Below are 20885 nucleotides of genomic sequence, written 5' to 3' on the forward strand. Positions count from 1 at the left end.
GCCTTAGTGGCCGCTGCGCTCGCGCGCGAAGTCGATAAAAGCCTTGAGCGGCGCCGGTACGTGGCGCCGGCTCGGGTAATACAGATGCAGGCCCGGATAGTAAGGGCACCAGTCGGCCAACACCTGAAACAGACGCCCCGATGCCAGGTGTTCGCTGACCATGTCATCGAACACATACGCCAATCCCAGGCCTTGCAGTGCAGGGCCGACCATCAAGCTGACGTCGCCCAGGGTCAACGGGCCGTTGACCTCGATTTCCTGGGCGATGCCATCGCGTTCGAATTCCCAGCGATACAGCGTGCCACTGGGGTAGCGGTGGCGCAGGCACGGCAAGTGGTGCAGATCTTCGGGTTTTTGCGGCGCAGGATGGCGTTCGAGGAATGCCGGCGAAGCGACCACCACCGAACGCATCGCCGGGCCAATCGGCAGCGAGACCATGTCGGCCTCCAGTCGATCGCCAAAGCGCACGCCCGCATCAAATCCGCCAGCGACGATATCCAGCAATGCTTCGCTCTCGACTACCTCCATGCGAATATCCGGGTACGTCTGCAAGAACTCGCTGGCAATCGGCAGCAATACCAGTTCGCACGCTTGGCGTCCGCAGGTGATACGCAGGTTGCCGGTGGGTTTGTCGCGAAAATGGTTGAGGTCTTCCAGTGCATCGTCAATGTCGCGGAACGCCGGTTTCAGGCGCGCGTACAGGCGCTCACCGGCCTCAGTCAACGCCACGCTGCGGGTGGTGCGATTGAACAGGCGAACACCGAGGCGATTCTCCAAAGCCTTTACCGAATGGCTCAGGGCTGAGGGCGTGAGGCCAAGTTCGACGGCAGCCTTGCTGAAATTCAAGTGCTGCGCCGTACAGAGGAATACTGATAGGTCTGCCGCCGAGGGTGACTTCATCTGTGAATACCTTTCATAAAGGCATGAAAAATTGCCGGGATTATCGCATCAATCTCACGGCCTTAAAGTCGCTGCCTGGCAATTTCTTTAAAGGATGAATGCATGACAACTGTCGCTCAACAGCAAGGCGCGCGTAACAAGCTGCTGATCCTCGCGGCCGTGTGCCTGTCGGCACTGGTACTGCCTTTGAGTTTTACCGGTGGCGCGGTGGCGACGCCCGCCATTGGCCGTGATTTGGGCGGCAGCCCCGTTGCCCTGGCATGGATCACCAATGCGTTCATGTTGTCATTCGGCAGTTTGCTGATGGCGGCGGGCGCGTTGGCCGATGTCTATGGGCGTAAACGCCTGTTCAGCTTCGGCATGTTGCTGTTCACCGCAGCATCGATCGCGCAGAGTCTGGCACCGTCGGTGTACTGGCTGGATGGGCTGCGTGCGGTGCAGGGCGTGGCGGGTGCTGCAGCGTTGGCCAGCGGCTCAGCGTCGCTGGCGCAGGAATTCGAAGGCCATGCGCGGACCCGCGCGTACAGCGTACTCGGCACCACATTCGGCATTGGTCTGGCTTTCGGGCCGCTGCTGGCCGGTGCGTTGATCGAAGCGTTCAACTGGCGGGTGATTTTCGTGTTCACCGCGCTGATCGGCGTGATCGCCATGGTCTTCGGCCTGCCCCGCATGCGCGAAAGCCGCAACCCGGATGCCACGGGACTGGATTGGCCGGGCACTGTCACCTTCAGCGCGATGCTGGCGCTGTTCACCTTCGGCGTGATTCAGGCCCCGGAAAGCGGTTGGGGCAGCCCGCTGGTGGTCGGCCTGCTGAGTGCTTCGACATTGTTGCTGGGGTTGTTCGTGATCATCGAAAAGCGCGTCAAACATCCGATGCTCGATCTGAGTCTGTTCCGTTTTTCGCGCTTCATCGGCGTCCAGATGCTGCCAATCGGCACTTGTTTTTGCTACATCGTGCTGGTGGTGATGTTGCCATTGCGCTTTATCGGCGTGGAAGGCTTGAGCGAAATCGACGCCGGCCTGCTGTTGCTGGCGTTGTCGGCGCCCATGCTGGTGGTGCCGATGCTGGCGGCGTCGATGGCCCGGTTTGTCTCGGCGGGGATTCTCTCGGGCATCGGTTTTCTAATCGCCGCGCTGGGTCTGCACTGGCTGAGCCTGTACAACGTTGGCGAGCCGAAATTCGCTCTGGTCATTGCGATGCTGTTGATCGGGATTGGCACCGGTTTGCCGTGGGGGTTGATGGATGGTCTGTCGGTCAGCGTCGTACCGAAAGAGCGCGCGGGGATGGCGGCGGGGATCTTCAATACCGTGCGCGTGGCGGGTGAGGGCATTGCGCTGGCAAGTGTCGCGGCGATTCTGGCTTCGCTGCTGCACACCGATCTGTCGAGCGCGGTGGCTGACAGCGTCGACACGGCGTTGATTGCCGAGACCGCGCACCGGGTTACCACGGGCGACATGGTGCATGCGCTCAACATGGTTCCGGGGCTGGCCAAAGAGCGTCTGATGCAGGGTTATGCCACGGCGTTTCAGTACCTGCTGCACATCCTGACCGTGATCACGCTGGCTTCGGCGGCAGTGGTGCTTGGGCTGTTGAGCAAGGGGCGGGCGGTTGCGCAGCCGCAAAAAACAGCGCCCGACTTGCTATAGCGGTGTGTGCGGAATTTTCGAGTGTGGGAGCGGGCTTGCTCGCGAAGGCGTCAGGTCAGTCACTATCAATGCTGAACATGCCGGCCCCTTCGTGAGCAAGCCCACTCCCACCAGTGCGTGTTGGAGTCCTGATTATTTACGGTCCAGCCACACCGTCTGCGCGTTGCAGAACTCGCGCACGCCGAAGTGCGACAGTTCGCGGCCGAAACCGCTTTTCTTCACGCCGCCGAAGGTCACGCGCGGGTCGCTGGCGGAGTAGCCGTTGATGAACACGCCACCGGTTTCCAGTTCGCTGGTCAGTTGCTGGGCCAGTTGCACGTTGGCGGTGTAGATCGTCGCGGTCAGGCCGAAGTCGCTGTCGTTGGCCAGGGCGATGGCGTGGGCGCAATCGCGGGCGGTGATGATCGAGGCGACCGGGCCGAACAGTTCCTGTTTGAACGAGGTCATGCGGTCGGTGACATCCGCCAGCACTGTTGGCTCGTAGTAGTTGCCCGGGCCTTGGGCCTTGCCGCCGCCGAGCAGCAGGGTCGCGCCTTCTTCGAGGGTGTCGCGCACTTGCTGGTCGAGTTCATCACGCAGATCGAAACGCGCCATCGGCCCGATGTAGGTGTCGGCGGACAGCGGATCGCCGACCTTCAGCTTGCGCGTCGCCTCGACGAATTTGCGGGTGAACTCCTCGACCACACCTTCTTCGATGATCAGGCGCTTGGCGGCGGCGCAGACCTGGCCGGAGTTCTGGTAGCGGCCAATCACGGCGGCCTGCACGGCTTCGTCCAGATCAGCGTCATTGAGCACGATGAACGGATCGGAACCGCCCAGTTCCAGCACGCATTTCTTCAGCGCGGCACCCGCCTGGGCACCGATGGCCATGCCGGCGCGGACGCTGCCAGTCAGGGTGACGGCGGCGATACGCGGGTCGGCGATGGCGCTGGAAACACCTTCGGGGGTGACGTTGATCACTTCAAATACGCCATCGGCGAAACCGGCGCGCTTGAACGCGTCGCGCAGCAGGTAGGCGCTGCCCATCACGTTCGGCGCGTGCTTGAGCACGTAAGTGTTGCCTGCGATCAGCGCCGGAACGGCACCGCGCAGCACTTGCCAGATCGGGAAGTTCCACGGCATCACCGCGAGGATCGGCCCGAGCGGCCGGTACTCGATGCGCGCTTTGCCGCCTTCGACCTGGGTCGGTTCGGCGTCGAGCATCGCCGGACCGTTTTCGGCGTACCACTCACAGAGCTTGGCGCATTTCTCGATTTCGCCACGGGCTTGGGCGATCGGCTTGCCCATTTCCAGGGTGATCATGGTCGCCATGGCTTCGGCGGTTTCGCGCAGGGCGCCGGCGAGGGCGGTCAGAGCGCGGGAGCGATCCTGCAGCGGCTTGCGTTTCCATTTCGAGAAACCGAATGCGGCGCGGGTCAGCGCAGCGTCGAGGGCTTCGGCGGACTCAAAGGCGTAGTGACCGACCTGCTCGCCGGTAGCAGGGTTGATCGAGATGGCGTGGGTCTGGCTGGAAATCTGGCTCATGGCTGGCTCCTGCGAGTTCAGTGGATGGGCCTAGAGTAGGGTGGTGTTTGTTTTCTGGAAACTGAATAATAAAGATCGTTTCTTTCACGATTGGAGAATGACTGTGGATCTGGTGCAGCTGGAAATCTTCAAGGCCGTTGCCGAGCACGGCAGCATCAGCGCTGCGGCGGCGCAGATTCATCGCGTGCCATCGAACCTGACCACGCGGATCAAACAGCTGGAGCAGGACTTGGGCGTCGACCTGTTCATTCGCGAGAAAAGCCGTCTGCGTTTGTCGCCCGCCGGCTGGAGTTTTCTCGAGTACGCCCGGCGCATTCTTGATCTGGTGCAGGAAGCGCGGGCCACGGTCGCCGGTGAGGAACCGCAGGGCGCGTTTCCCCTAGGCTCGCTGGAAAGTACCGCAGCGGTGCGCATTCCTGAGCTGCTGGCGGCGTACAACCAGCTTCACCCTAAAGTCGATCTGGATCTGTCGACCGGGCCATCCGGGACGATGATCGACGGCGTACTTTCTGGGCGTCTGGCCGCTGCGTTTGTCGACGGCCCAGTGTTGCACCCAACGCTCGAAGGCGTACCGGCATTCGAGGAAGAGATGGTCATCATCGCGCCACTCAATCACGCTCCGGTGCAGCGTGCGGCGGATGTGAACGGCGAGAACATCTATGCGTTCCGCTCCAATTGTTCCTACCGTCATCACTTCGAAAAATGGTTCAGCACCGACGCCGCCGTGCCGGGCAAGATCTTCGAGATGGAGTCCTATCACGGCATGCTCGCCTGCGTCAGCGCCGGGGCCGGGCTGGCGTTGATGCCGCGCAAAATGCTGCAGAGCATGCCCGGCAGCGCGACGGTCAGCATCTGGCCGCTGGCGGCGGATTTTCGCTATCTGACCACTTGGCTGGTGTGGCGCCGGGGCACGGTGTCGCGCAGCTTGAGCATGTTCGTGCGTTTGCTGGAAGAGCGCGGCGTGGTGCGTGCAGAAGAGTAATTGACACGTTGTGTCATGGCTGTATCTTGATCGGCGTTTCGCAATATAAAAAACTATACAGCGTAGCCATGAGGACAAGGACATGAGTGCAGCCCTGAGCGGTAAAGAAGCAGTCGGTGAGCGGTTTGTGCTGGAAACGATGCGCCATGCGCAGGGCCTGACCTGGAACGCCGTTGATGCCATCGCCAAGGTGATCAAGCCCGGCATGCGTGAATCCGAAGCCCAGGAACAGGGCAAGCAGATCCTCGCCGAACTGGGCATGGACCGCATCTGGCACCCGCTGCTGATCCGCTTTGGCGCCAACACGCTGAAGGCGTTCAAGGAACGTTCCGAAGGCGATCCGGTACTCGGTGAGAACGATATTTTCTTCATCGACATGGGCGTGGTCTGGCAGGGGCACGAAGGCGATGCCGGCGAAACCTTCACCACCGGATCCGATCCGGAAATGATCGCCTGTGCAGCGGCGTCCAAAGAGCTGTTCAAGCGCGTCGAGGCGTTATGGCGCCAAGGCGTGAGCGGTGTCGAGTTGTACCGTTACGCCAGCGATCAGGCCGAAGCCATGGGCTGGAAACTCAATCTCGACATCAAGGGCCACCGCGTCAGCGATTTCCCTCACGCGATCCATCGCGGCGGCAATCTCGGCGATTTCGAGCAGACGCCAAATGCCGGGGTGTGGATTCTGGAAATCCAGATCGCCCACCCGCAGCGACCCTTTGGCGCGTTTTATGAAGATCTGTTGATCTGATCTATTGTTGCTCGACAGGTGTTTGCACAGTGCAAGTGTGACAACAGAGCGCAGCGCTGTAGTTGTTTCTACATAACGCTAACTCTGATGATGCAGGCCGTTTTTCCTAACTCTAAAGTCAAAAAAGGAAGCCCGTCATGAAAGTCAGCGCACGCAACGTATTCAAAGGCAAAGTCAGCCAGGTTCAAGCCGGCGCGGTCAACGCCGAAGTGGTGCTGACCCTGGCCGGGGGCGAGCAACTGGTTGCCGTCGTGACCATGGAAAGCATCAAGAACCTCGGCATCGCCGTTGGCAAGGAAGCTGTTGCGCTGGTCAAGGCGCCGTGGGTGATGCTGATGACCGAATCCAGCGACATCCGCCTGTCGGCGCGTAACTGCCTGGAAGGCAAAGTGCTGAGCGTCACTGACGGCGCGGTCAATGCTGAAGTGGTGATCGAGCTGGCGGGCGGTTCGAAGGTTTATTCGATCGTTACCCGTGATGCCGTTGCCGAGCTGGGTCTGGCCAAAGGTGTGAGCGCCACGGCGGTGATCAAGGCTTCGCACATCATTCTCGGTGTTCCGGCCTGATCTACGTTGCAGGCCAATAAAAACCTCTGGTTCCGTGATCGAGAACCAGAGGTTTTTTCGTTATGGCGTACCGTTTCGGCCATACAGGCGAAAGCCTTCGCGTTGGCTCAGACGCTGGTAATACGCCCTGACGGCAGGATAGTCCGGATGTGCGAGCGGCGTCTCGAACCAGCGGTTGACCGACAGTCCGATGGGGATATCGGCGAGGGAAAACTGCTCGCCACTGACGTAGGCGCCGGTTTTCTGCAACTGCTGATCAAGGATGCCCATGGTCTGCGACCACTGCTCGATGCCCTTGGCCAGAGCGGCGCTGTCCTGATAATCCGCTGACTGGCGCACCAGCGACATGAACGCATACGACCACGACCGGTTCAGCTCCGACGCCTGCCAGTCGATCCACTGATCGACCCGCGCACGGGCTCGCGGCTCGGCGGGGTAGAGGGCGGCGCCTCCATAGGCGCCTGCCAGATAACGAATGATCGTGTTCGATTCCCACAGGGTGAAATCGCCATCCTGAATCACCGGCACCATCGCGCAAGGGTTGAGCGCTAGAAACTCCGGCGTATCAGTAGGCTTGAAGCCCGATCCCCAATCCTCACGCGTGAACGGAATCTGCAGTTCGGCGCAGGTCCACAGCACTTTGCGTACGTTGATCGATGAGGCCTTGCCCAGAATTCGCAGCATGAGTTTTCCCTTTCTCGTGGGTACCTGTAGAAACTCAACAAATACCACACCAAAACGCAGAAGGCCCGCACAGCGGCGGGCCTTCTTTTTACATCGAATCAATCTCAGAGACTGCCCATCAGCTTCCCACCCATCGTCCGCCGCCGATAGGCGCTGTCACGACTCGCCAGCCAGAAGTACAGCGGCGAAGTCACCAGCAGCCCGACCAGCCACGACAGGTCCGCGCCGTTGATGTGCGCCGAGACCGGGCCGACGTATAGCGGCGTGTTCATGAACGGGATCTGCACCGCGATGCCGATCGCGTAGGCCAGCAGCGCTTGCGGGTTGTAGCGTCCGTAGATGCCGCCGTCGACCTGGAAGATCGACTGGATGTCGTACTTGCCTTTGTGAATGGCGTAGAAGTCGATCAGGTTGATCGCGGTCCACGGCACCAGGACCACCAGCAGCACCAGCACCATGTCGACGAAGTGACCGATGAAGTCCTTCGAGGCGCCGACGGCGGCAAAGCAGCAGGCCAGCAGGACGATCACCGAGATCACCGCACGGCTTTTGGCGGTGGGGATCCAGCGGTAGGCGAAGGTCTGCACCAGGGTGATCAGCGACAGCACCGCGCCGTACAGGTTGAGGGCGTTGTGACTGATCACGCTGAGCAGGAACAGCACCAGCATCAGCGGCCCGATCGAGCCGGTGGCGAGCTTGACCGCATCCATGGTGTCCATGCCCACGGGTGTCGCCAGCACGGCGACGGCACCGAAGATGAACGCCAGACTCGAGCCCAGTGCCGAACCCAGATACGTCGTCCAGAACGTCGACGAGACTTTTACATCGGCCGGCAAATAACGCGAATAGTCGGACACGTAAGGCGCAAACGCGATCTGCCACAGTGCAGCGAGCGACACGGTGGCGAGCCAGCCGGAGAGGTTGAAGCTGCCGCGGGTGAGGAAGTCATCGGTTTGTATATGGGTGAAGATGTAGCCGAAACCGACGACGATGCCGATCCCCAGCACCCAGGTGCCGATGCGGTTGAGCACGTGGATGAAGCGGTAGCCGATGATGCCGATAATCCCTGAACCAAACGCGCCGATGACGATGCCGACCGGCACCGGCACGCTGTCGACCACGCCGTGCAGCGACTTGCCGGCCAGCACAATGTTGGATGCGAAAAAGCCGATGTACATGACCCCGGCAATCAGCACCACCAGCAATGCGCCCAGCGAGCCGAACTGCGCGCGGCTCTGGATCATCTGCGGAATGCCCATCTGCGGGCCTTGCGCCGAGTGCAGCGCCATCAGCACGCCGCCGACCAGATGCCCGACCAGAATCGCGACGATGCCCCAGACCAGATTCAAGTGGAACAACTGCACGCCCAGCGCGCCGGTAACGATGGGCAACGGCGCGATGTTGCCGCCGAACCACAGCGTGAACAGATCCCTGACCTTTCCGTGGCGATCTTCGGGGGGCACGTATCCTATCGTGTGTTTTTCAATGAGCGGCGCGGACGTTGTTGCAGAGGTGGACATGACGAACTCCAAGGCAAGGATGAGTACGTGGACGTACTTCGGTAAGCGCCGACACGGACGGCGCATTTCTTGTTGAAGCGATCATGTGCAAAGGCCCGGGATAGATAAATTAGTAAGTTTGTTGCTTCAGACCTTAAAAAATATATGCCGCGTGTAATGCGTAGCTCCGGTATGTTCAGGCTTCACTCTTTTCTGGATTTACACAGTTTTGTGGTGAGGGGATTTATCCCCGATGGGCTGCGAAGCGGCCCCTCTTTTGACTTTAGAAACAGGGGCCGCTTCGCGCCCCATCGGGGATAAATCCCCTCACCACAGAACCCCCTGACTACAGATAAATGTCCTGACAACAGATAAATCCCCTCACCACAAAAGCGTCGTCTTACTTGCAGAGGTTTTATATGGCCGCCTACAACCTGCGCCAGCTCAAATACTTCGTCACCACCGCCGATTGCGGCAGCGTCGCCGAAGCCTCGCGCAAGCTCTATATCGCCCAGCCGTCGGTCTCCACCGCGATCAAGCATCTGGAAGAAAGCTTCGGCGTGCAGCTGTTCATCCGCCATCACGCCCAAGGCGTGTCGCTGACGCCCAGTGGTTCGCGGTTTTATCGCAAGGCGCTGGAGTTGCTGCGGGTGGCGCATGAGTTCGAGCAGAACGCGCTGGCCGACAACGATGTGGTCGCCGGGCAGATCGATATCGGCTGTTTCGAAACGGTCGCGCCGCTGTACCTGCCGCGCCTGATCGCCGGTTTCAAGCAGCGCTGGCCGGGCGTGGAAATCCGCATTCGCGATGGCGAACAACAGGAACTGGTGCAGGCGCTGACTGCCGGCAGCATCGATGTGGCGATGCTGTTCGAACACGATCTCGACACCACCATCGACACCACGCCGCTGATGCCGCCGCAGCAGCCCTATGCATTGCTGCCGGCCGACCACCGCTTTGCGCAACAGGCGAAAGTCTCGCTGCACGATCTGGTGCTGGAGCCGATGATCCTGCTCGACGTGGTGCCCAGCCGCACCTACTTCGTGAGCATTTTCGAGGAGCGCGGACTGACCCCGCACATCGTCTTCAGCTCGCCGTCGATCGAGATGGTGCGCGGCATGGTCGGGCGCGGTTTCGGCTTTTCGATTCTGGTGACCCGACCGTTCGGCGAGTACACCTACGACGGGCAGAAAGTGGTGTGCGTGCCGCTGGCGGAAACCGTGACCGGCTCGGGTTTGTCGGCAGCCTGGCTGCGTCGGGTGCAACTGACCAAACCGGTGCAGTTGTTCGTTGATCATTGCCGTGAGGAATTGGCCCGACTGCACGCTTGAAGGCAGGCAGTCAGGCCGAAAGGATCAGGCGCGAATCGAGGCCAGCATCCGTTGCAGCATCGCATCGCAGGCATCGAGTTGCGCACGACTGACGAACTCGTCAGGTTTGTGCCCCTGATCCATGCTGCCGGGGCCACAGACCACGGTGGGAATACCCGCCGCATCGAACAGCCCGCCCTCGGTGCCGAACGCTACGGTGCCGAATTCCCGTGAACCACAGAATGCCGCAATCAGCTCGGCCGCCTGACTCTGCGCATCGGTGGCCAGGCCCGGATAGGCCGACAATTCACTGAAACGAATCGCGCTGTGCTCGCTGACCGCACGCATGCGCGGCAGCACTTGCTGCTCGGCGTAGGCCTGCAACTGTTGTGCGACCTGGGTTGGATCCTGCGAGGGCAGGGCGCGGATTTCGAAGTCGAAGCGGCAATCGGCAGGCACGATGTTCAAGGCCTTGCCGCCGCTGATCACCCCAGTCTGCACCGTGCTGTAGGGCGGATCGAAACGCGCGTCGTGATGCTCGGGTGCCTTCAATTGCTGGCCGATACGCCCCAGCTCGCCGATCAGCTCGGCGGCGTATTCGATGGCGTTTACTCCCAGCGGTGCGTAGGCCGAATGGCACGGATGACCATGCACGTCGCAACGCATCGCCAGTTTGCCTTTATGGCCGAGCACCGGTTTCAGCTCGGTGGGCTCGCCGATGATGCACAGCAGCGGTTTGACCGGGCGCTGCTGCAGCTCGGCGAGCAACGAGCGCACGCCGAGGCAACCGACTTCTTCGTCATACGATAGGGCGATGTGCACCGGCATGCGCAGGTCTGCAGCGACCAGCGCCGGCACCGAGGCCAACACGCAGGCGATGTAGCCCTTCATGTCTGCGGTGCCACGGCCGAACAGCTTGCCGTCACGCTCGCTGAGTTCGAACGGCGCCACCGTCCACGGTTGGCCGTCGACCGGCACTACATCAGTGTGCCCGGAGAGCACGATGCCCGGTTGCTCGGCCGGGCCAATGGTCGCGAACAGATTGGCCTTGCTGCGCTCGGCGTTGTAGATCAGCTCGCACGGCACGCCGAAGCCAGCGAGGTAGTCACGCACGAACTCGATCAATTGCAGGTTGGATTCACGGCTGGTGGTGTCGAACCCCACCAGCGTCTTGAGCAACGCGACGCTGCTGCTCATCGATCATCTCCGGCAACGCCATAGCCCGGCGCCTTGGCCGGGTCGAGGGCACGGTCGATGTAGTCCTGCAGCTGCGGCTGATAGGCGTCCCAGAGTTTCTGCAACTGGCCGATCGGGTCTGCGTCTGCCCAGTCGACTCGCAAATTGACGATCGGCCAGGTCTGTTCGCCGACCACCACCACAGCCGCCGAATGCACCGGGCCGGCTTCGCCACCGAGGGCTTGTGCGGCGTGCAAGGCCTTGAGCAAGCGGTCGGCCAACTGGCCTTCGCCGTCCTCAAAGGCACTGACCATCGCTTCGATTACCGAGCGCCCGGCGAGCATGTTGCCGGCGGCCACGCATTGTTCGCCGGAGACCGCGTTGTGCACGCCGAGGGTTTGCGCGCCGCTGAAATGCGCGGTCTGGCCGAGGTGGTTGATCGCGGTGATCTGCCGGTATTGGCTGTAGCCGTTGCGGGTCAGCACCTGGTCCAGCGCAGCCTCGGGCGCGTGGCCTTGCTCCATCAATGCAAGGACTTCCGGGCCGAGGGATGGCAGGGTGATGTTCTGGCTCGACACCGCGCCGACACCCGGCAGCAGCCACGGGCACCGCGCGCCGACGGCGATGCTGGAGGAACTGATGGCGACACCGAACTGGCCGGTTTCGGGGCAACGGGCTGCGATTGAAAAGGTCATGGTCTAACTCCTTGTGTGTCTGGGTCGGCCTCTTCGCGAGCAGGCTCACTCCTACCTTGGAATGCATTCCCCTGTAGGAGTGAGCCTGCTCGCGATGGCCGCGATTCGGTCTGCCGACTTACTCGGGAATCACCGCCACCACATCAATCTCCATCAGCCACTGCGGCTGCCCCAGTGCCGACACCACCAGCCCGGTGGAGATCGGGAACACGCCTTTGAGCCACTTGCCGACTTCCTGATACACCGGCTCGCGGTAGCGCGGGTCGATCAGGTAGGTGGTGGTCTTGACGATATGGCTCATGTCGCTGCCGGCTTCTTCCAGCAGTTGCTTGACGTTGCGCATCGCCTGTTCGGCCTGCGCGCGCGGATCCCCGAGGCCCACCAGATTACCGTCGAAATCGGTGCCGACCTGACCCCGGACGTACACCGTGTTGCCGGCGCGCACGGCCTGGCACAGGTCGTTGTCCAGGGTCTGGTTAGGGTAGGTGTCCTTGGTGTTGAACATACGGATGCGGGTGTGGGTTGGCTTGCTCATGTACAGCTCCAGACTAGGTGTTAGCGGCGCACCGGGCACCGCCGCGAAAAGGGAAATCAAGCGTCGACGGTGCCGACGGCTTTGCTGTGAATCTGCGCATGCAGGGCGGCTTCACGCTGCTCGGCATCCTGGTAGTCGAGGTATTTGCGCTGGGTGGCGATGTGATCGGCCACGTGTTTGGCGTCGTGCCACACGCCCCAGATGAACGACGAACCGCGCCGCGACTGCCATGGCAGCCCAAGGAAATACACCCCCGGCTCGCTGGACACGCCACGCTGATGCTGCGGTTTGCCCTTGTCGTCAAACGCGGCGACCTGCAGCCAGGAATAATCCACGGCGAAGCCGGTGGCCCAGATGATCGAAGTGATCCCGGCCTTGGCCAGATCCAGATCGAGCAGCAGATTTTTCACGCACTCGGGATCCGCATAGGTTTCGCGTGCTTCGGGTTCTTCCGGCAGGTCGAGACCGTTGCGCTCGATGTAGGCATCGGCGGCATCCAGCAGCGCCAGATAGTTCTCGTCACCGCGCTTGAGGTTGTCGCGCAGGTCCTGCTTGAAGGTCACCACGCCGTTATTGAACGACTCGGTCACGCCGACCAGGGTCATGCCGCGATGGGCCAGACCACGGAAGTCGATGGTGCGCCCGCCATGCGCGCCGCTGACCGCGATGGTCACGTGCTCGCGACCGGGTTTCATCGCCGCCTGATCCCACTCGCCGAGCACCCCCAGCCACCAGCAGAAATCACGGTTGCGATAGGCACGCGGCGGACGGTCATGCGCACCTACCGACAGGTACACCTGCTTGCCGGAGCGTTGCAGTTCATCGGCGATCTGCACGCCTGACGAACCGGCGCCAACCACCAGCACTGCGCCTGCGGGCAGTTGCTGCGGATTGCGATAGTCGGCGGAGTGGATCTGCAACAGACGCGGGTCTTGCGGCGCAATCGGCGGGATCACCGGGCGCTGGAACGGGCCGGTGGCCGCGACGACGCGGCTGGCCTCGATCACCCCTTCGGAGGTCTCGACGGTGAAGCCCGGACGCCCGACATTGCGCACCACGCTTTTGACTTCAACGCCGGTGCGGATCGGCGCGTTGAACTTCTTCGCATAGGCTTCGAAGTAGTCCGCTACGCGCTCCTTATGGGCGAAACCGTCGGGATCGACATCATCGAATTCCAGCCCCGGAAAGCGGTCGTGCCACGCCGGACCGTTGGCCACCAACGAGTCCCAGCGTCCGGTGCGCCAGCGTTCGGCGATGCGGCTGCGCTCAAGCACCAGGTGCGGCACGCCGAGTTTGCTCAGGTGCTCGCTCATCGCCACACCGGCCTGTCCGGCCCCCACGACGAGCGTGTCTGTTTTTATTATTTCAGTGGTCATTTCTACATCCTTCCTGGCAAGGCAAGTGGATTCGGATCGCTTCAGGCTTGTCCGTTTTGCTTGCGGTCAGACTAGGCAGGAGGGGGGTATCGGTAAAATATTATTAAGCTGGGATGTGAATACAAATTGCTGAAGCAGAAGGGGCGAAGCCAGTAAAAACGCGGCTTGCAGGACAGGGGGAGAGTTGTCCCGGGCAGGAAAACCCGGGACAGGAAGGTGAAAATTCACTTTAAGGAGGGGGGAGCGTCGCGTCAGTTACCGTCGGCGACCTTGCGTTCGATCGCATCGGTCTTACGCTTGAGCTCCTCGGTGTCCTGTTCCATGACGCGGGTGGAGGTGGGGGTAATCACCTCGTCCACGGCGCGGGTGTCGTCGTCGCTGTCCTGCAGATCGCGGTTCACCACATCCACCGGTTTGCCCGAGGAGTCGAGCGGTGGCGCGTTATGAGGTGTTGCAGGCTTGATATCGTCGGTGCTTTTCATTTTTCATACCTCCATTGACCTACAACGTTGGATACGAAGCCATGACGGGAGTTCGAGAAATTTCACGGGTGACCGCAGCCGCCCTCGGCTGTGCGCTGCTGATCGCTGCAAATTCGACGCAAGCCGCCAGTTTCGACTGCGACAAGGCCAAATCCATGGACGAAAAAGCCGTCTGCGCCAACCGCGCCTTGAACGACCTGGACGTCACCATGGGCGAGCTGTTCAGCCTCGATAAACGCCTGCTGCCGATGGGCGGGCGCGATGCTCTGATCGGCGAACAACAGGCCTTCCTCAAAAGCCGCAAGGCCTGTGGCGCGAAGCTCGATTGTTTGACCGATCTGTATCAGAAGCGGGTCGTTGCGCTGCGCAGCATCATCGAGACGCGGGTGATGACGCAGGGGCCGTTTTGACGGACGGGTTGACCCTCTGGTCGATGCATAGCAGCATCCCGGGCAAACCCATTCACCAACAGGAATTTGCCACGATGTCTGCGCCTGATGATCTTGATGAGTTGCTGGAACGCGTGAACGACGAGCAATCGTTCATTACGTTTATTCAGGCACTGGGTGCCGATTTCGCCCGTGAGCGGACAATGAACGAACCGCTGTCACCCTATGGTCGGGGCGCCTTGGGTTGGGAAAATGGATCTGTGGATGCGTTTTTTGAGGCCGCAGGTGCCTGGGCGATCGACAGTTCCAGGCAGGTGGCAGCAGATGTCTCTTCGGCCAACGTATGGCAGCGCTGTGCGAGCATTTTGCTGGCCGGCAAGTTTTATGAGTGAACCGGGCGAGCATCAAGAACAGAGCAGGAAAATGAGTGATGAGTAGGCCGTTGAGTGAAGCCGATCTTTATCTGGTCATGCTGGAAGCGATTGAAGAAGGCTTGAACATCGATCTGCAACCCTTTTGTGAGCGGCTGCAGGTCGAGCGTCGCGATCTGCTTAATCAAGTCGCGATCGCCGTAGCCAGAGATTTCCTGTCAAACAAGCGTGATTTTGAGTTTGGCGATGAAGTGATGAATGCACTTATCAACCCCATCGTTGATGTGTCGATGCACGCAGAAATGCCCCAGCCAGCCTTTGACATCTATCAGGCATTTGATTCCGGCGAGTATCTGCACACAGGCGATGCGCAGGATGTTTGCCCTTGGGAGAAACATACGCGGCCGGGGCTGGAGAATATTTTGCGTAATCATTTGCCTACGTTGGAGTAGTAACCCGGCGGGTTGCCGAGTATGCAAACCGTCAGAGCAAACTCCACGACACCCCGACATAAACCCCCAGCCCTTCACCCGGCGTAGACCGCGCCGCATCCAGGCCCTTGTCGTCATACCCCGGCGTGACCGTCGCGGCGTAGTGTTTGTTGGTCAGGTTGCGCAGGTCCAGCCAGGTCTGCCAGTCGTTTTTCGGCGCGTTGTAGCCGACAGTGGCGCCGAACAGTGTGTAGGGATCGGCGTAGTAGCTGTTGGCGTAATCCACCGCGACCTTGGACACCAGTTGCGTATTGACCGCCGCGAAGAAACCCTGCGGCCAGTCGTGGCGCAGTTCGCCCTGGTAGTAGTGCATCGGCAGGCCGGGCAGGCGGTTGTCGCCGAAACGCTGGTCGTCGCGGTAGTGGAAATCGCTGAAGGTGTAGGCCTGGCGCAGGCTCAATTTACGTCCGTCGGGGGCCGACCACAGTGTGCTTTGCAGGCTGGCTTCCACGCCTTGATGCACGGTGGGGCTGGCGTTGAGTTCGTACGGGGTGACGGCGTTGGCGTCCGGCAGTACCGAAAGCAATTCGTGGCGCACCTGCGCGTAGTACCACGCCAGGCTCCACTGGCCGAGTGCGCTGTCGCCGCGACCGCCGAGTTCGAGGGTGGTTGCGGTCTGGTTTTGCAGTTTGATCGGATCGCTCTGGGTGCCGGTCGCCGCACCGTTGCCGGCGGGGAAGCGGATGTTCGAGCTGTAGATCAGCGACCACGGGTGCGGTGCCTCGACTGAGCGGCTGAGGTTGCCGAACAGTTGCAGGTCCGGCGTGACCTGATAGCGCAGGCCCAGACGCGGCGCGTAATCCCAGTCGTTCAGGCTGGTCTTGCCGCCGCTTTGCGGGTAGGTGACGGCGCTTTCGCGACGGGTGTAGATGGCGGCGAGGCCGGTGGTCAGCCACAGGTCGTCGGCGAGTTCCAGGTCGTTGCCCACATGCAGCACGGTGTCCGAACCCTGATAGGTGAAGTTGCGCATGCGTGTGCCCGGCGTATACGCGGCAGTGTTGCCGGACGGGATGCGCACGAATTCACTGGCGCCATCGTTGGGCAGGTGTTTGGTGGTGCGCAGGCCCACGGTGCTGCGGCTTTCCATGCCGAACACGGTATCGCGGCGCTTGTAGTCGAAGGTGCCGCTGACGTCGGTGTAGGCCACTTTCAGACGGTTCGGGCCTTCGCGCAGGTCCATCGGGTAATCGTGATAGACCAGCCCGGTCTGAATGCTCGAATCGTCGTCGATGTAGTAGGTGGTCTTGTTGCCGATGAAGGTGCTGCCCGGTTGTTTGCGGCTGTCGTCGCGCGACACATAAGCCGGGTTGGCCGCCCGTGGATCGTGCTCGATCGAGTGCTTGGTCACGCGGCCGGCGAGGTCGTTGTCGGTCTCGCGATAGCGGATATAGAAGCGGGTTTCCAGGTTCGGGTTGAAGCGATAGCCGAAGTTGGCGATCACGCCTTTGCTCTCGCTGGCGGTGTGATCCTGATAGCCGTCGGCGTTCGAGTCGGTCAGCGAAACGTAGTAATCGAAGTCGCCCAGCACCTGCCCGGAACTCACCTGACGCTGCTGATAACCATGGCTGCCGGTGGCATAGCGCACCTGCAGTTTCGGCGCGTCGTAACCGGTGTGGCTGACGTAATCGACGGCGCCGCCCAGCGCCAGGGCGCCGCGATCAAAGCCGTTGGCGCCGCGCAGCACCTCCACATGATCGAGCCATAGCGGTTCGAGCAATTCGTAGGGCGTGCCGCCGGGGCCGGTCAGCGGCAGGCCGTCGAGCAGGGTGTACAGCCCCGAAGCGTGCGCGCCCGGCGCCCGGTTGATCCCCGAACCACGGATCGAAATCTTCACCCCTTCGTTGCCCGCCGACTGCGCGTAAACCCCCGGTTGATACGCCAGCACGTCCTGATTGCTCGCCACACGACCCTGCAATGGTTGGCGCATGTCGACCACGTTGCTGCCGCCGGGCACTTGCGCCAGGCGCGCTTGGGCCTCGGCGATGGAGGCATCGGCGCCGCTTTGTTCCTCAGCCGAAATCAGCACCTGCCCCAACTCCATGCCTTTGGGTTCCTCGGCCATGACCGGGCAAGCGAGGGCCAGGCCCAACAGGGCAGAGGGCAGGGATTTGGGCGACGGCATCGAGAAACTCCAGACAGACAGGGACGGGCAATGAACAGTGCGACGCAAGAAGGAACGATGGAAACACATGGCAATTTTGCTTTTTTTGCCGGGGAGCGAGATGACAGGAGCGGCGTGGATTTTTCAGGAGGCGGCATTAAACGCCGTAAATGCAGGCGGCTGGCCGCTTTCGATCACGGCCAGTCGCACGGTTTACCTGCTCGTCAGCCGACGCGCATGGAAGGATCAGGCAATTTTCAACGCCATGAGAATATCCAGCGGAGTCTGGGCAAATGCCCGCGCCTGTTCGGTCATCTCGGCCAGGTTTTCTTCGGCCGTGAGCAGCGGCTGGTCACCCTTGAGCAGCACTTCGCCCTGATCACCGATGACGGCCCATGCCAACTGCGCCCACTCGCTCGGTTGTGTCATGCCTTGCTTGATCGAAATCAGGAACAACTGCTGAACGCGGCTGATCGGTACGCCACCGCCGGTGACCGGGCTGGCCAGCACCTGAATGTTGTTGTTGAACAGCGCGCGTTTGCACAGTTGCAGGTTGAGAGTGTCGCAACGTTCCTGCACCTGCCTTTCGGCGGCTTCGCTCTGGCACGGGGCGGCGACGCCCATGCCGATCAGCACGGTGACAGCCTGCACCAGGTCGTCGTAAGACACGGAGCCGACGGCCATCGACAACTGCTGCAGGGTTTTCGGTGCGTAAGCACTGGCGGCGAGCGCTTCGAGCACCGGGCTGTAAATCTCAGTTTGCAGCGCAGCCTCGCCGGCGGGACCAGTGACCGTGCCGGGAATGCTCTCAATCGCTTGCAGCAGGACAAAACGCGTTCTCAGCAGGCCATCGCGCTGCTCGGCAGCAGACAGCCGATTGGCGCCACGTACGTACAGATCCCGGCGGAAGTTCTGATTGATGAAATAGTCGCGCGCCTGTTCGCGCATGATCGGGTGCTCGATACCCTCCAGAAAGTCCATGCCCTCTGCACTCAAATTCAGCGGGGCCACTGTGTCCAGCGGCACGGCCGTGGTGGCGTAGTCGAGTTTGGCTGCGGTCATGGCGTCGACCACGTCAGTGAAGTACATGCAGTCCCAATTGCGGTTGAAGTACTCATGGGCCACGTACTGACGATTCTGGCCCTTGATGCTCTGCAACTGGGCACCGAGGGCCGGCGCCGCTTTGGCGTACTTCGGATTGGCCGCCAACAGTGCTTCGGAAAACTGCATCGCGGCATCGATGCGCTTGGCCGGGCTGGTCGAGGCCTGGCTGGCAAAGCGGTTGTGCAGGCTGAACAGATTGCGCAAGGGTGCCGAAGGTGACCAGCCCGGGAAGCAGTTGTAGCTGACGTACAACATGCCCCCTGGCTTGAGGTGGCGCCGGGCGAATTCGACGATCAGTTTCTGGTTGTCACGGCTGACCCAGGTCCAGATGCCATGCAGGCTGATGCTGTCGAAGGCCGGCAGGTCATCACGGGCCAGCAACTGCTCGAAGCTGTCGTCATACAGTCGTGCCTGACTGTTCCAGTCATTCGCCAGCGCAATGGCATGCGCGGCCTGGGACGGTGTGAAGTCGGTGCCGACATAGTTGCCCGGGTTGGCGGCGGCGTGGATGTTGATTGAAACACCCTGGCCGAAGCCCAGTTCGCAGTGGTAACCGCCGGTGTCTTCGAGGGTGGCAAAACCGCGCAACAACAAACAATAACGCTGGAACACCGGGTTGATTTCCCGGCTATACGAGTAGGTGTAGCCCTCGTCGGTGAAATACCCTTCGTTCCAGGCATTGCTCATGTTTACATCCTTCAATTCGCGAGTGAGCCGCTCTTATAAAGGGTTGTCATTACGCACCACAAGCGGAAAAACATGTAAGTGAATCTTACGATTGCAAAGGCACATAGATGTCCGTCTGCCATTGCTCCTGCGGGGTCTCGGGATACACGCTCAGGTAATGGAAAAACAGCGGATGATCGCGCAATTCCTCACCGCTGGCCGGCAACCAGTCACGGTAGACCGGATAGATGGTTTCGCCGATATGATCCGGCGAACCGACGTGCCGCACCACCACGCAACGTCCACCGGGAATGACGAGTTCCCCCACGCCGAACGTATTGGGTGCTACCGGCTCTTCGATCTCGCCACAGATGGCGAAGCGAAAATCCTGCGCCGCAGTGGTGTCGGGGTTGTTGTAGGGAATGCCGAAGGTACGACTCGACGCCACGGGCGACTGTCCGCTGTGCATGCGCCAGGCGATGAATTTCTGCACGCTTTGCTGAACCTCCCCCGGTGCGCCGCAGTGCTCAAGCGCAGCGACGCGCACGGTCGGGAAATCGACGATTCTGGTTTGCATGATGACGCTCCTGGAAAAATGAGGGATGGCAAACACCGCATTCCAGATCTGCCAGTTCGGTTGCTTCCTGAAGGCACTCGGCGTCATGCCGAAGTCACGTCGGAACGCTCGACTGAACGCTTCCGGGCTTTCGAAACCGGCGCCAGACGCGACATCCAGTATCGAATGCTCCGGCTGCGCGGCCAGCCGATGTGCAGCCCGGCGCAAGCGCATCAGTTGCACATAGCGCGACACCGGCACGCCAACGAAGGCGCTGAATTGCCGATGGAAGTGAAACACCGAAAAGTTCGCCAGCTGACTCAACGTACTCACCGAGAGGTCGCCTTCGAGATGCGCGTCGATATAGGCGAGTACGGCGTTGAAGCGCCGGGTGTAGGCGCGCTGGGTCGGCAGGTCGGACACTGGGTGGAAACTCCTGGAAGTGCGGTCGGCTATAGCCTCGTCGATTTTGGCGTAGGCGCGCCTAGCCGGGTTTGCTCAGCGTATGCAGTAATCGCGCAATTGCCTGGCGCAACTTGCCATGCACGTCACGCATCGCGCCGGTCAGGAGCAGTCGTCGGACAGCATAACGCCCAAGGTGTTGGCGCGCTCTGGATGGTTCGAGCGGCGCACTGCCTTGGGCGTAAATGCCTGGTGAAGGATTACGATCGGCTTATCTGACAGACTGTATACACGAAGGGCACCTGATCTTAACCGTCGCACCCGCTTCCTCTAGTCGTATCTTGATCGCGTCCTTTTCAGCTTTTGAGAGGTTCTCCTGCACTGTGTTCGGAGCACTATCCACCAAGTTTTTTGCTTCCTTTAACCCTAAACCGGTTCGTTCTCGAACTGCTTTAATGACTGAGACTTTTTTATTTTCATCAACTGCGTCCAGAATTACTATGAATTCGCCAGAAGATGACGCTTCACCTGACGTTTCCGACGATCCTAATCTTTTCTCCAGCATAAACATAATATCTTGTGCTTCGAGTACAGTGACGCTGGCGAGCCAGTCGGTAAATTCATCTTTGGTCATTTCAGGTTCTCCTGTAATCAATATGTGAAGTCAATCTTCACTGCTTACCG

At 60.8% G+C, this 20885-nt stretch carries 21 protein-coding genes; 8 read left to right on the plus strand and 13 right to left on the minus strand.

All coding sequences use genetic code 11. The features are described from left to right. Window positions 1-3: 3 nt before the first annotated feature. The gene (locus tag JFU48_RS19215; protein WP_201137325.1) at window positions 4-900 is read right to left on the minus strand and encodes a LysR family transcriptional regulator; all 897 of its coding nucleotides are present in this window, start codon (window positions 898-900) and stop codon (window positions 4-6) included. 102 nt (window positions 901-1002) lie between these two features. Between JFU48_RS19215 and JFU48_RS19220 the strand changes: the two genes are divergently transcribed. Then, window positions 1003-2547, plus strand: coding sequence for an MFS transporter (locus JFU48_RS19220; protein WP_201137326.1), 1545 nt, complete (start codon window positions 1003-1005; stop codon window positions 2545-2547). A 132-nt stretch (window positions 2548-2679) separates the two neighbouring features. Here JFU48_RS19220 and JFU48_RS19225 read toward each other — a convergent pair whose 3' ends face one another. After that, on the minus strand, window positions 2680-4071 hold the full coding sequence (locus JFU48_RS19225; protein ID WP_201137327.1) for an aldehyde dehydrogenase family protein: 1392 nt from the start codon (window positions 4069-4071) through the stop codon (window positions 2680-2682). 103 nt (window positions 4072-4174) lie between these two features. Here JFU48_RS19225 and ptrR point away from each other — a divergent pair, with 103 nt between their 5' ends. The 3 genes from ptrR to JFU48_RS19240 all read left to right on the plus strand — a co-directional run bounded on the left by ptrR (window position 4175) and on the right by JFU48_RS19240 (window position 6364). Further along, window positions 4175-5053 (plus strand): putrescine utilization regulator PtrR, encoded by an 879-nt coding sequence (ptrR, locus tag JFU48_RS19230; RefSeq protein ID WP_201138499.1) that lies wholly within the window; start codon window positions 4175-4177, stop codon window positions 5051-5053. A gap of 82 nt (window positions 5054-5135) precedes the next feature. Beyond that, window positions 5136-5798, plus strand: a complete 663-nt coding sequence (locus JFU48_RS19235; RefSeq protein WP_201137328.1) for a M24 family metallopeptidase — start codon at window positions 5136-5138, stop codon at window positions 5796-5798. A 137-nt stretch (window positions 5799-5935) separates the two neighbouring features. Further along, on the plus strand, window positions 5936-6364 hold the full coding sequence (locus JFU48_RS19240; protein WP_103484165.1) for a TOBE domain-containing protein: 429 nt from the start codon (window positions 5936-5938) through the stop codon (window positions 6362-6364). A gap of 60 nt (window positions 6365-6424) precedes the next feature. Here JFU48_RS19240 and JFU48_RS19245 read toward each other — a convergent pair whose 3' ends face one another. Continuing rightward, on the minus strand, window positions 6425-7048 hold the full coding sequence (locus tag JFU48_RS19245) for a glutathione S-transferase family protein (protein WP_201137329.1): 624 nt from the start codon (window positions 7046-7048) through the stop codon (window positions 6425-6427). A 104-nt stretch (window positions 7049-7152) separates the two neighbouring features. Next, complete coding sequence (locus JFU48_RS19250) at window positions 7153-8568, minus strand: purine-cytosine permease family protein (RefSeq protein ID WP_201137330.1); 1416 nt, start codon at window positions 8566-8568, stop codon at window positions 7153-7155. Between the two features lie 398 nt (window positions 8569-8966). Here JFU48_RS19250 and JFU48_RS19255 point away from each other — a divergent pair, with 398 nt between their 5' ends. After that, entirely contained in the window at window positions 8967-9878 is a 912-nt protein-coding gene (locus tag JFU48_RS19255) for a LysR family transcriptional regulator (RefSeq protein ID WP_201137331.1), read from the plus strand. 24 nt (window positions 9879-9902) lie between these two features. Here the strand turns inward: JFU48_RS19255 and argE are convergent, their stop codons facing one another. The 5 genes from argE to JFU48_RS19280 all read right to left on the minus strand — a co-directional run bounded on the left by argE (window position 9903) and on the right by JFU48_RS19280 (window position 14121). Then, the gene (gene argE, locus JFU48_RS19260) at window positions 9903-11054 is read right to left on the minus strand and encodes an acetylornithine deacetylase (protein WP_201137332.1); all 1152 of its coding nucleotides are present in this window, start codon (window positions 11052-11054) and stop codon (window positions 9903-9905) included. Beyond that, window positions 11051-11728: a DUF1028 domain-containing protein gene (locus tag JFU48_RS19265; RefSeq protein ID WP_201137333.1), complete on the minus strand. Its 678-nt coding sequence runs from the start codon at window positions 11726-11728 to the stop codon at window positions 11051-11053. Before JFU48_RS19265 ends, argE begins: the two co-directional genes overlap by 4 nt. Window positions 11729-11846: 118 nt before the next feature. Then, the gene (locus JFU48_RS19270; protein WP_003225869.1) at window positions 11847-12263 is read right to left on the minus strand and encodes a RidA family protein; all 417 of its coding nucleotides are present in this window, start codon (window positions 12261-12263) and stop codon (window positions 11847-11849) included. A gap of 56 nt (window positions 12264-12319) precedes the next feature. Next, window positions 12320-13639 carry a flavin-containing monooxygenase gene (locus JFU48_RS19275; protein WP_201137334.1) on the minus strand — a complete coding sequence of 440 codons (1320 nt, stop codon included), beginning with the start codon at window positions 13637-13639 and terminating at the stop codon, window positions 12320-12322. A 251-nt stretch (window positions 13640-13890) separates the two neighbouring features. Next, a complete protein-coding gene (locus JFU48_RS19280; RefSeq protein ID WP_096796409.1) occupies window positions 13891-14121 on the minus strand; it encodes a hypothetical protein in 231 nt (76 codons plus the stop codon). Between the two features lie 41 nt (window positions 14122-14162). Here JFU48_RS19280 and JFU48_RS19285 point away from each other — a divergent pair, with 41 nt between their 5' ends. The 3 genes from JFU48_RS19285 (at window position 14163) to JFU48_RS19295 (ending at window position 15333) form a co-directional block, all read left to right on the plus strand. Beyond that, the gene (locus JFU48_RS19285; RefSeq protein WP_003225866.1) at window positions 14163-14531 is read left to right on the plus strand and encodes a lysozyme inhibitor LprI family protein; all 369 of its coding nucleotides are present in this window, start codon (window positions 14163-14165) and stop codon (window positions 14529-14531) included. Between the two features lie 74 nt (window positions 14532-14605). After that, entirely contained in the window at window positions 14606-14902 is a 297-nt protein-coding gene (locus JFU48_RS19290; RefSeq protein ID WP_003225865.1) for a DUF7660 family protein, read from the plus strand. 38 nt (window positions 14903-14940) lie between these two features. Beyond that, a complete protein-coding gene (locus JFU48_RS19295) occupies window positions 14941-15333 on the plus strand; it encodes a hypothetical protein (RefSeq protein ID WP_003225864.1) in 393 nt (130 codons plus the stop codon). Window positions 15334-15364: 31 nt separating this feature from the next. Here JFU48_RS19295 and JFU48_RS19300 read toward each other — a convergent pair whose 3' ends face one another. From JFU48_RS19300 to rplL, 4 genes are all read right to left on the minus strand, one after another. Beyond that, window positions 15365-17494: a TonB-dependent receptor family protein gene (locus tag JFU48_RS19300; RefSeq protein WP_201137335.1), complete on the minus strand. Its 2130-nt coding sequence runs from the start codon at window positions 17492-17494 to the stop codon at window positions 15365-15367. A 225-nt stretch (window positions 17495-17719) separates the two neighbouring features. Continuing rightward, window positions 17720-19264 (minus strand): class I SAM-dependent methyltransferase, encoded by a 1545-nt coding sequence (locus JFU48_RS19305; protein ID WP_201137336.1) that lies wholly within the window; start codon window positions 19262-19264, stop codon window positions 17720-17722. An 85-nt stretch (window positions 19265-19349) separates the two neighbouring features. After that, window positions 19350-20222 carry a GyrI-like domain-containing protein gene (locus JFU48_RS19310; protein ID WP_201137337.1) on the minus strand — a complete coding sequence of 291 codons (873 nt, stop codon included), beginning with the start codon at window positions 20220-20222 and terminating at the stop codon, window positions 19350-19352. Window positions 20223-20472: 250 nt separating this feature from the next. Continuing rightward, on the minus strand, window positions 20473-20835 hold the full coding sequence (gene rplL, locus JFU48_RS19315; RefSeq protein WP_201137338.1) for a 50S ribosomal protein L7/L12: 363 nt from the start codon (window positions 20833-20835) through the stop codon (window positions 20473-20475). Window positions 20836-20885 lie beyond the last annotated feature (50 nt).

It is taken from the genome of Pseudomonas sp. TH49, assembly GCF_016650625.1.
Lineage (GTDB): Bacteria > Pseudomonadota > Gammaproteobacteria > Pseudomonadales > Pseudomonadaceae > Aquipseudomonas > Aquipseudomonas fluorescens_H.

Excerpts from the sequence above, each read along its gene's own strand:
- JFU48_RS19295 (WP_003225864.1), top strand. The coding sequence starts at position 14,941 with ATGAGTAGGCCGTTGAGTGAAGCCGATCTTTATCTGGTCATGCTGGAA.
- JFU48_RS19265 (WP_201137333.1), bottom strand. The coding sequence starts at position 11,728 with ATGACCTTTTCAATCGCAGCCCGTTGCCCCGAAACCGGCCAGTTCGGT.
- JFU48_RS19225 (WP_201137327.1), bottom strand. The coding sequence starts at position 4,071 with ATGAGCCAGATTTCCAGCCAGACCCACGCCATCTCGATCAACCCTGCT.
- JFU48_RS19245 (WP_201137329.1), bottom strand. The coding sequence starts at position 7,048 with ATGCTGCGAATTCTGGGCAAGGCCTCATCGATCAACGTACGCAAAGTG.
- JFU48_RS19275 (WP_201137334.1), bottom strand. The coding sequence starts at position 13,639 with ATGACCACTGAAATAATAAAAACAGACACGCTCGTCGTGGGGGCCGGA.
- JFU48_RS19235 (WP_201137328.1), top strand. The coding sequence starts at position 5,136 with ATGAGTGCAGCCCTGAGCGGTAAAGAAGCAGTCGGTGAGCGGTTTGTG.
- argE (WP_201137332.1), bottom strand. The coding sequence starts at position 11,054 with ATGAGCAGCAGCGTCGCGTTGCTCAAGACGCTGGTGGGGTTCGACACC.
- JFU48_RS19300 (WP_201137335.1), bottom strand. The coding sequence starts at position 17,494 with ATGCCGTCGCCCAAATCCCTGCCCTCTGCCCTGTTGGGCCTGGCCCTC.
- JFU48_RS19215 (WP_201137325.1), bottom strand. The coding sequence starts at position 900 with ATGAAGTCACCCTCGGCGGCAGACCTATCAGTATTCCTCTGTACGGCG.
- JFU48_RS19255 (WP_201137331.1), top strand. The coding sequence starts at position 8,967 with ATGGCCGCCTACAACCTGCGCCAGCTCAAATACTTCGTCACCACCGCC.
- JFU48_RS19220 (WP_201137326.1), top strand. The coding sequence starts at position 1,003 with ATGACAACTGTCGCTCAACAGCAAGGCGCGCGTAACAAGCTGCTGATC.
- JFU48_RS19280 (WP_096796409.1), bottom strand. The coding sequence starts at position 14,121 with ATGAAAAGCACCGACGATATCAAGCCTGCAACACCTCATAACGCGCCA.
- JFU48_RS19250 (WP_201137330.1), bottom strand. The coding sequence starts at position 8,568 with ATGTCCACCTCTGCAACAACGTCCGCGCCGCTCATTGAAAAACACACG.
- JFU48_RS19290 (WP_003225865.1), top strand. The coding sequence starts at position 14,606 with ATGTCTGCGCCTGATGATCTTGATGAGTTGCTGGAACGCGTGAACGAC.
- JFU48_RS19305 (WP_201137336.1), bottom strand. The coding sequence starts at position 19,264 with ATGAGCAATGCCTGGAACGAAGGGTATTTCACCGACGAGGGCTACACC.
- rplL (WP_201137338.1), bottom strand. The coding sequence starts at position 20,835 with ATGACCAAAGATGAATTTACCGACTGGCTCGCCAGCGTCACTGTACTC.
- JFU48_RS19270 (WP_003225869.1), bottom strand. The coding sequence starts at position 12,263 with ATGAGCAAGCCAACCCACACCCGCATCCGTATGTTCAACACCAAGGAC.
- JFU48_RS19285 (WP_003225866.1), top strand. The coding sequence starts at position 14,163 with ATGACGGGAGTTCGAGAAATTTCACGGGTGACCGCAGCCGCCCTCGGC.
- JFU48_RS19240 (WP_103484165.1), top strand. The coding sequence starts at position 5,936 with ATGAAAGTCAGCGCACGCAACGTATTCAAAGGCAAAGTCAGCCAGGTT.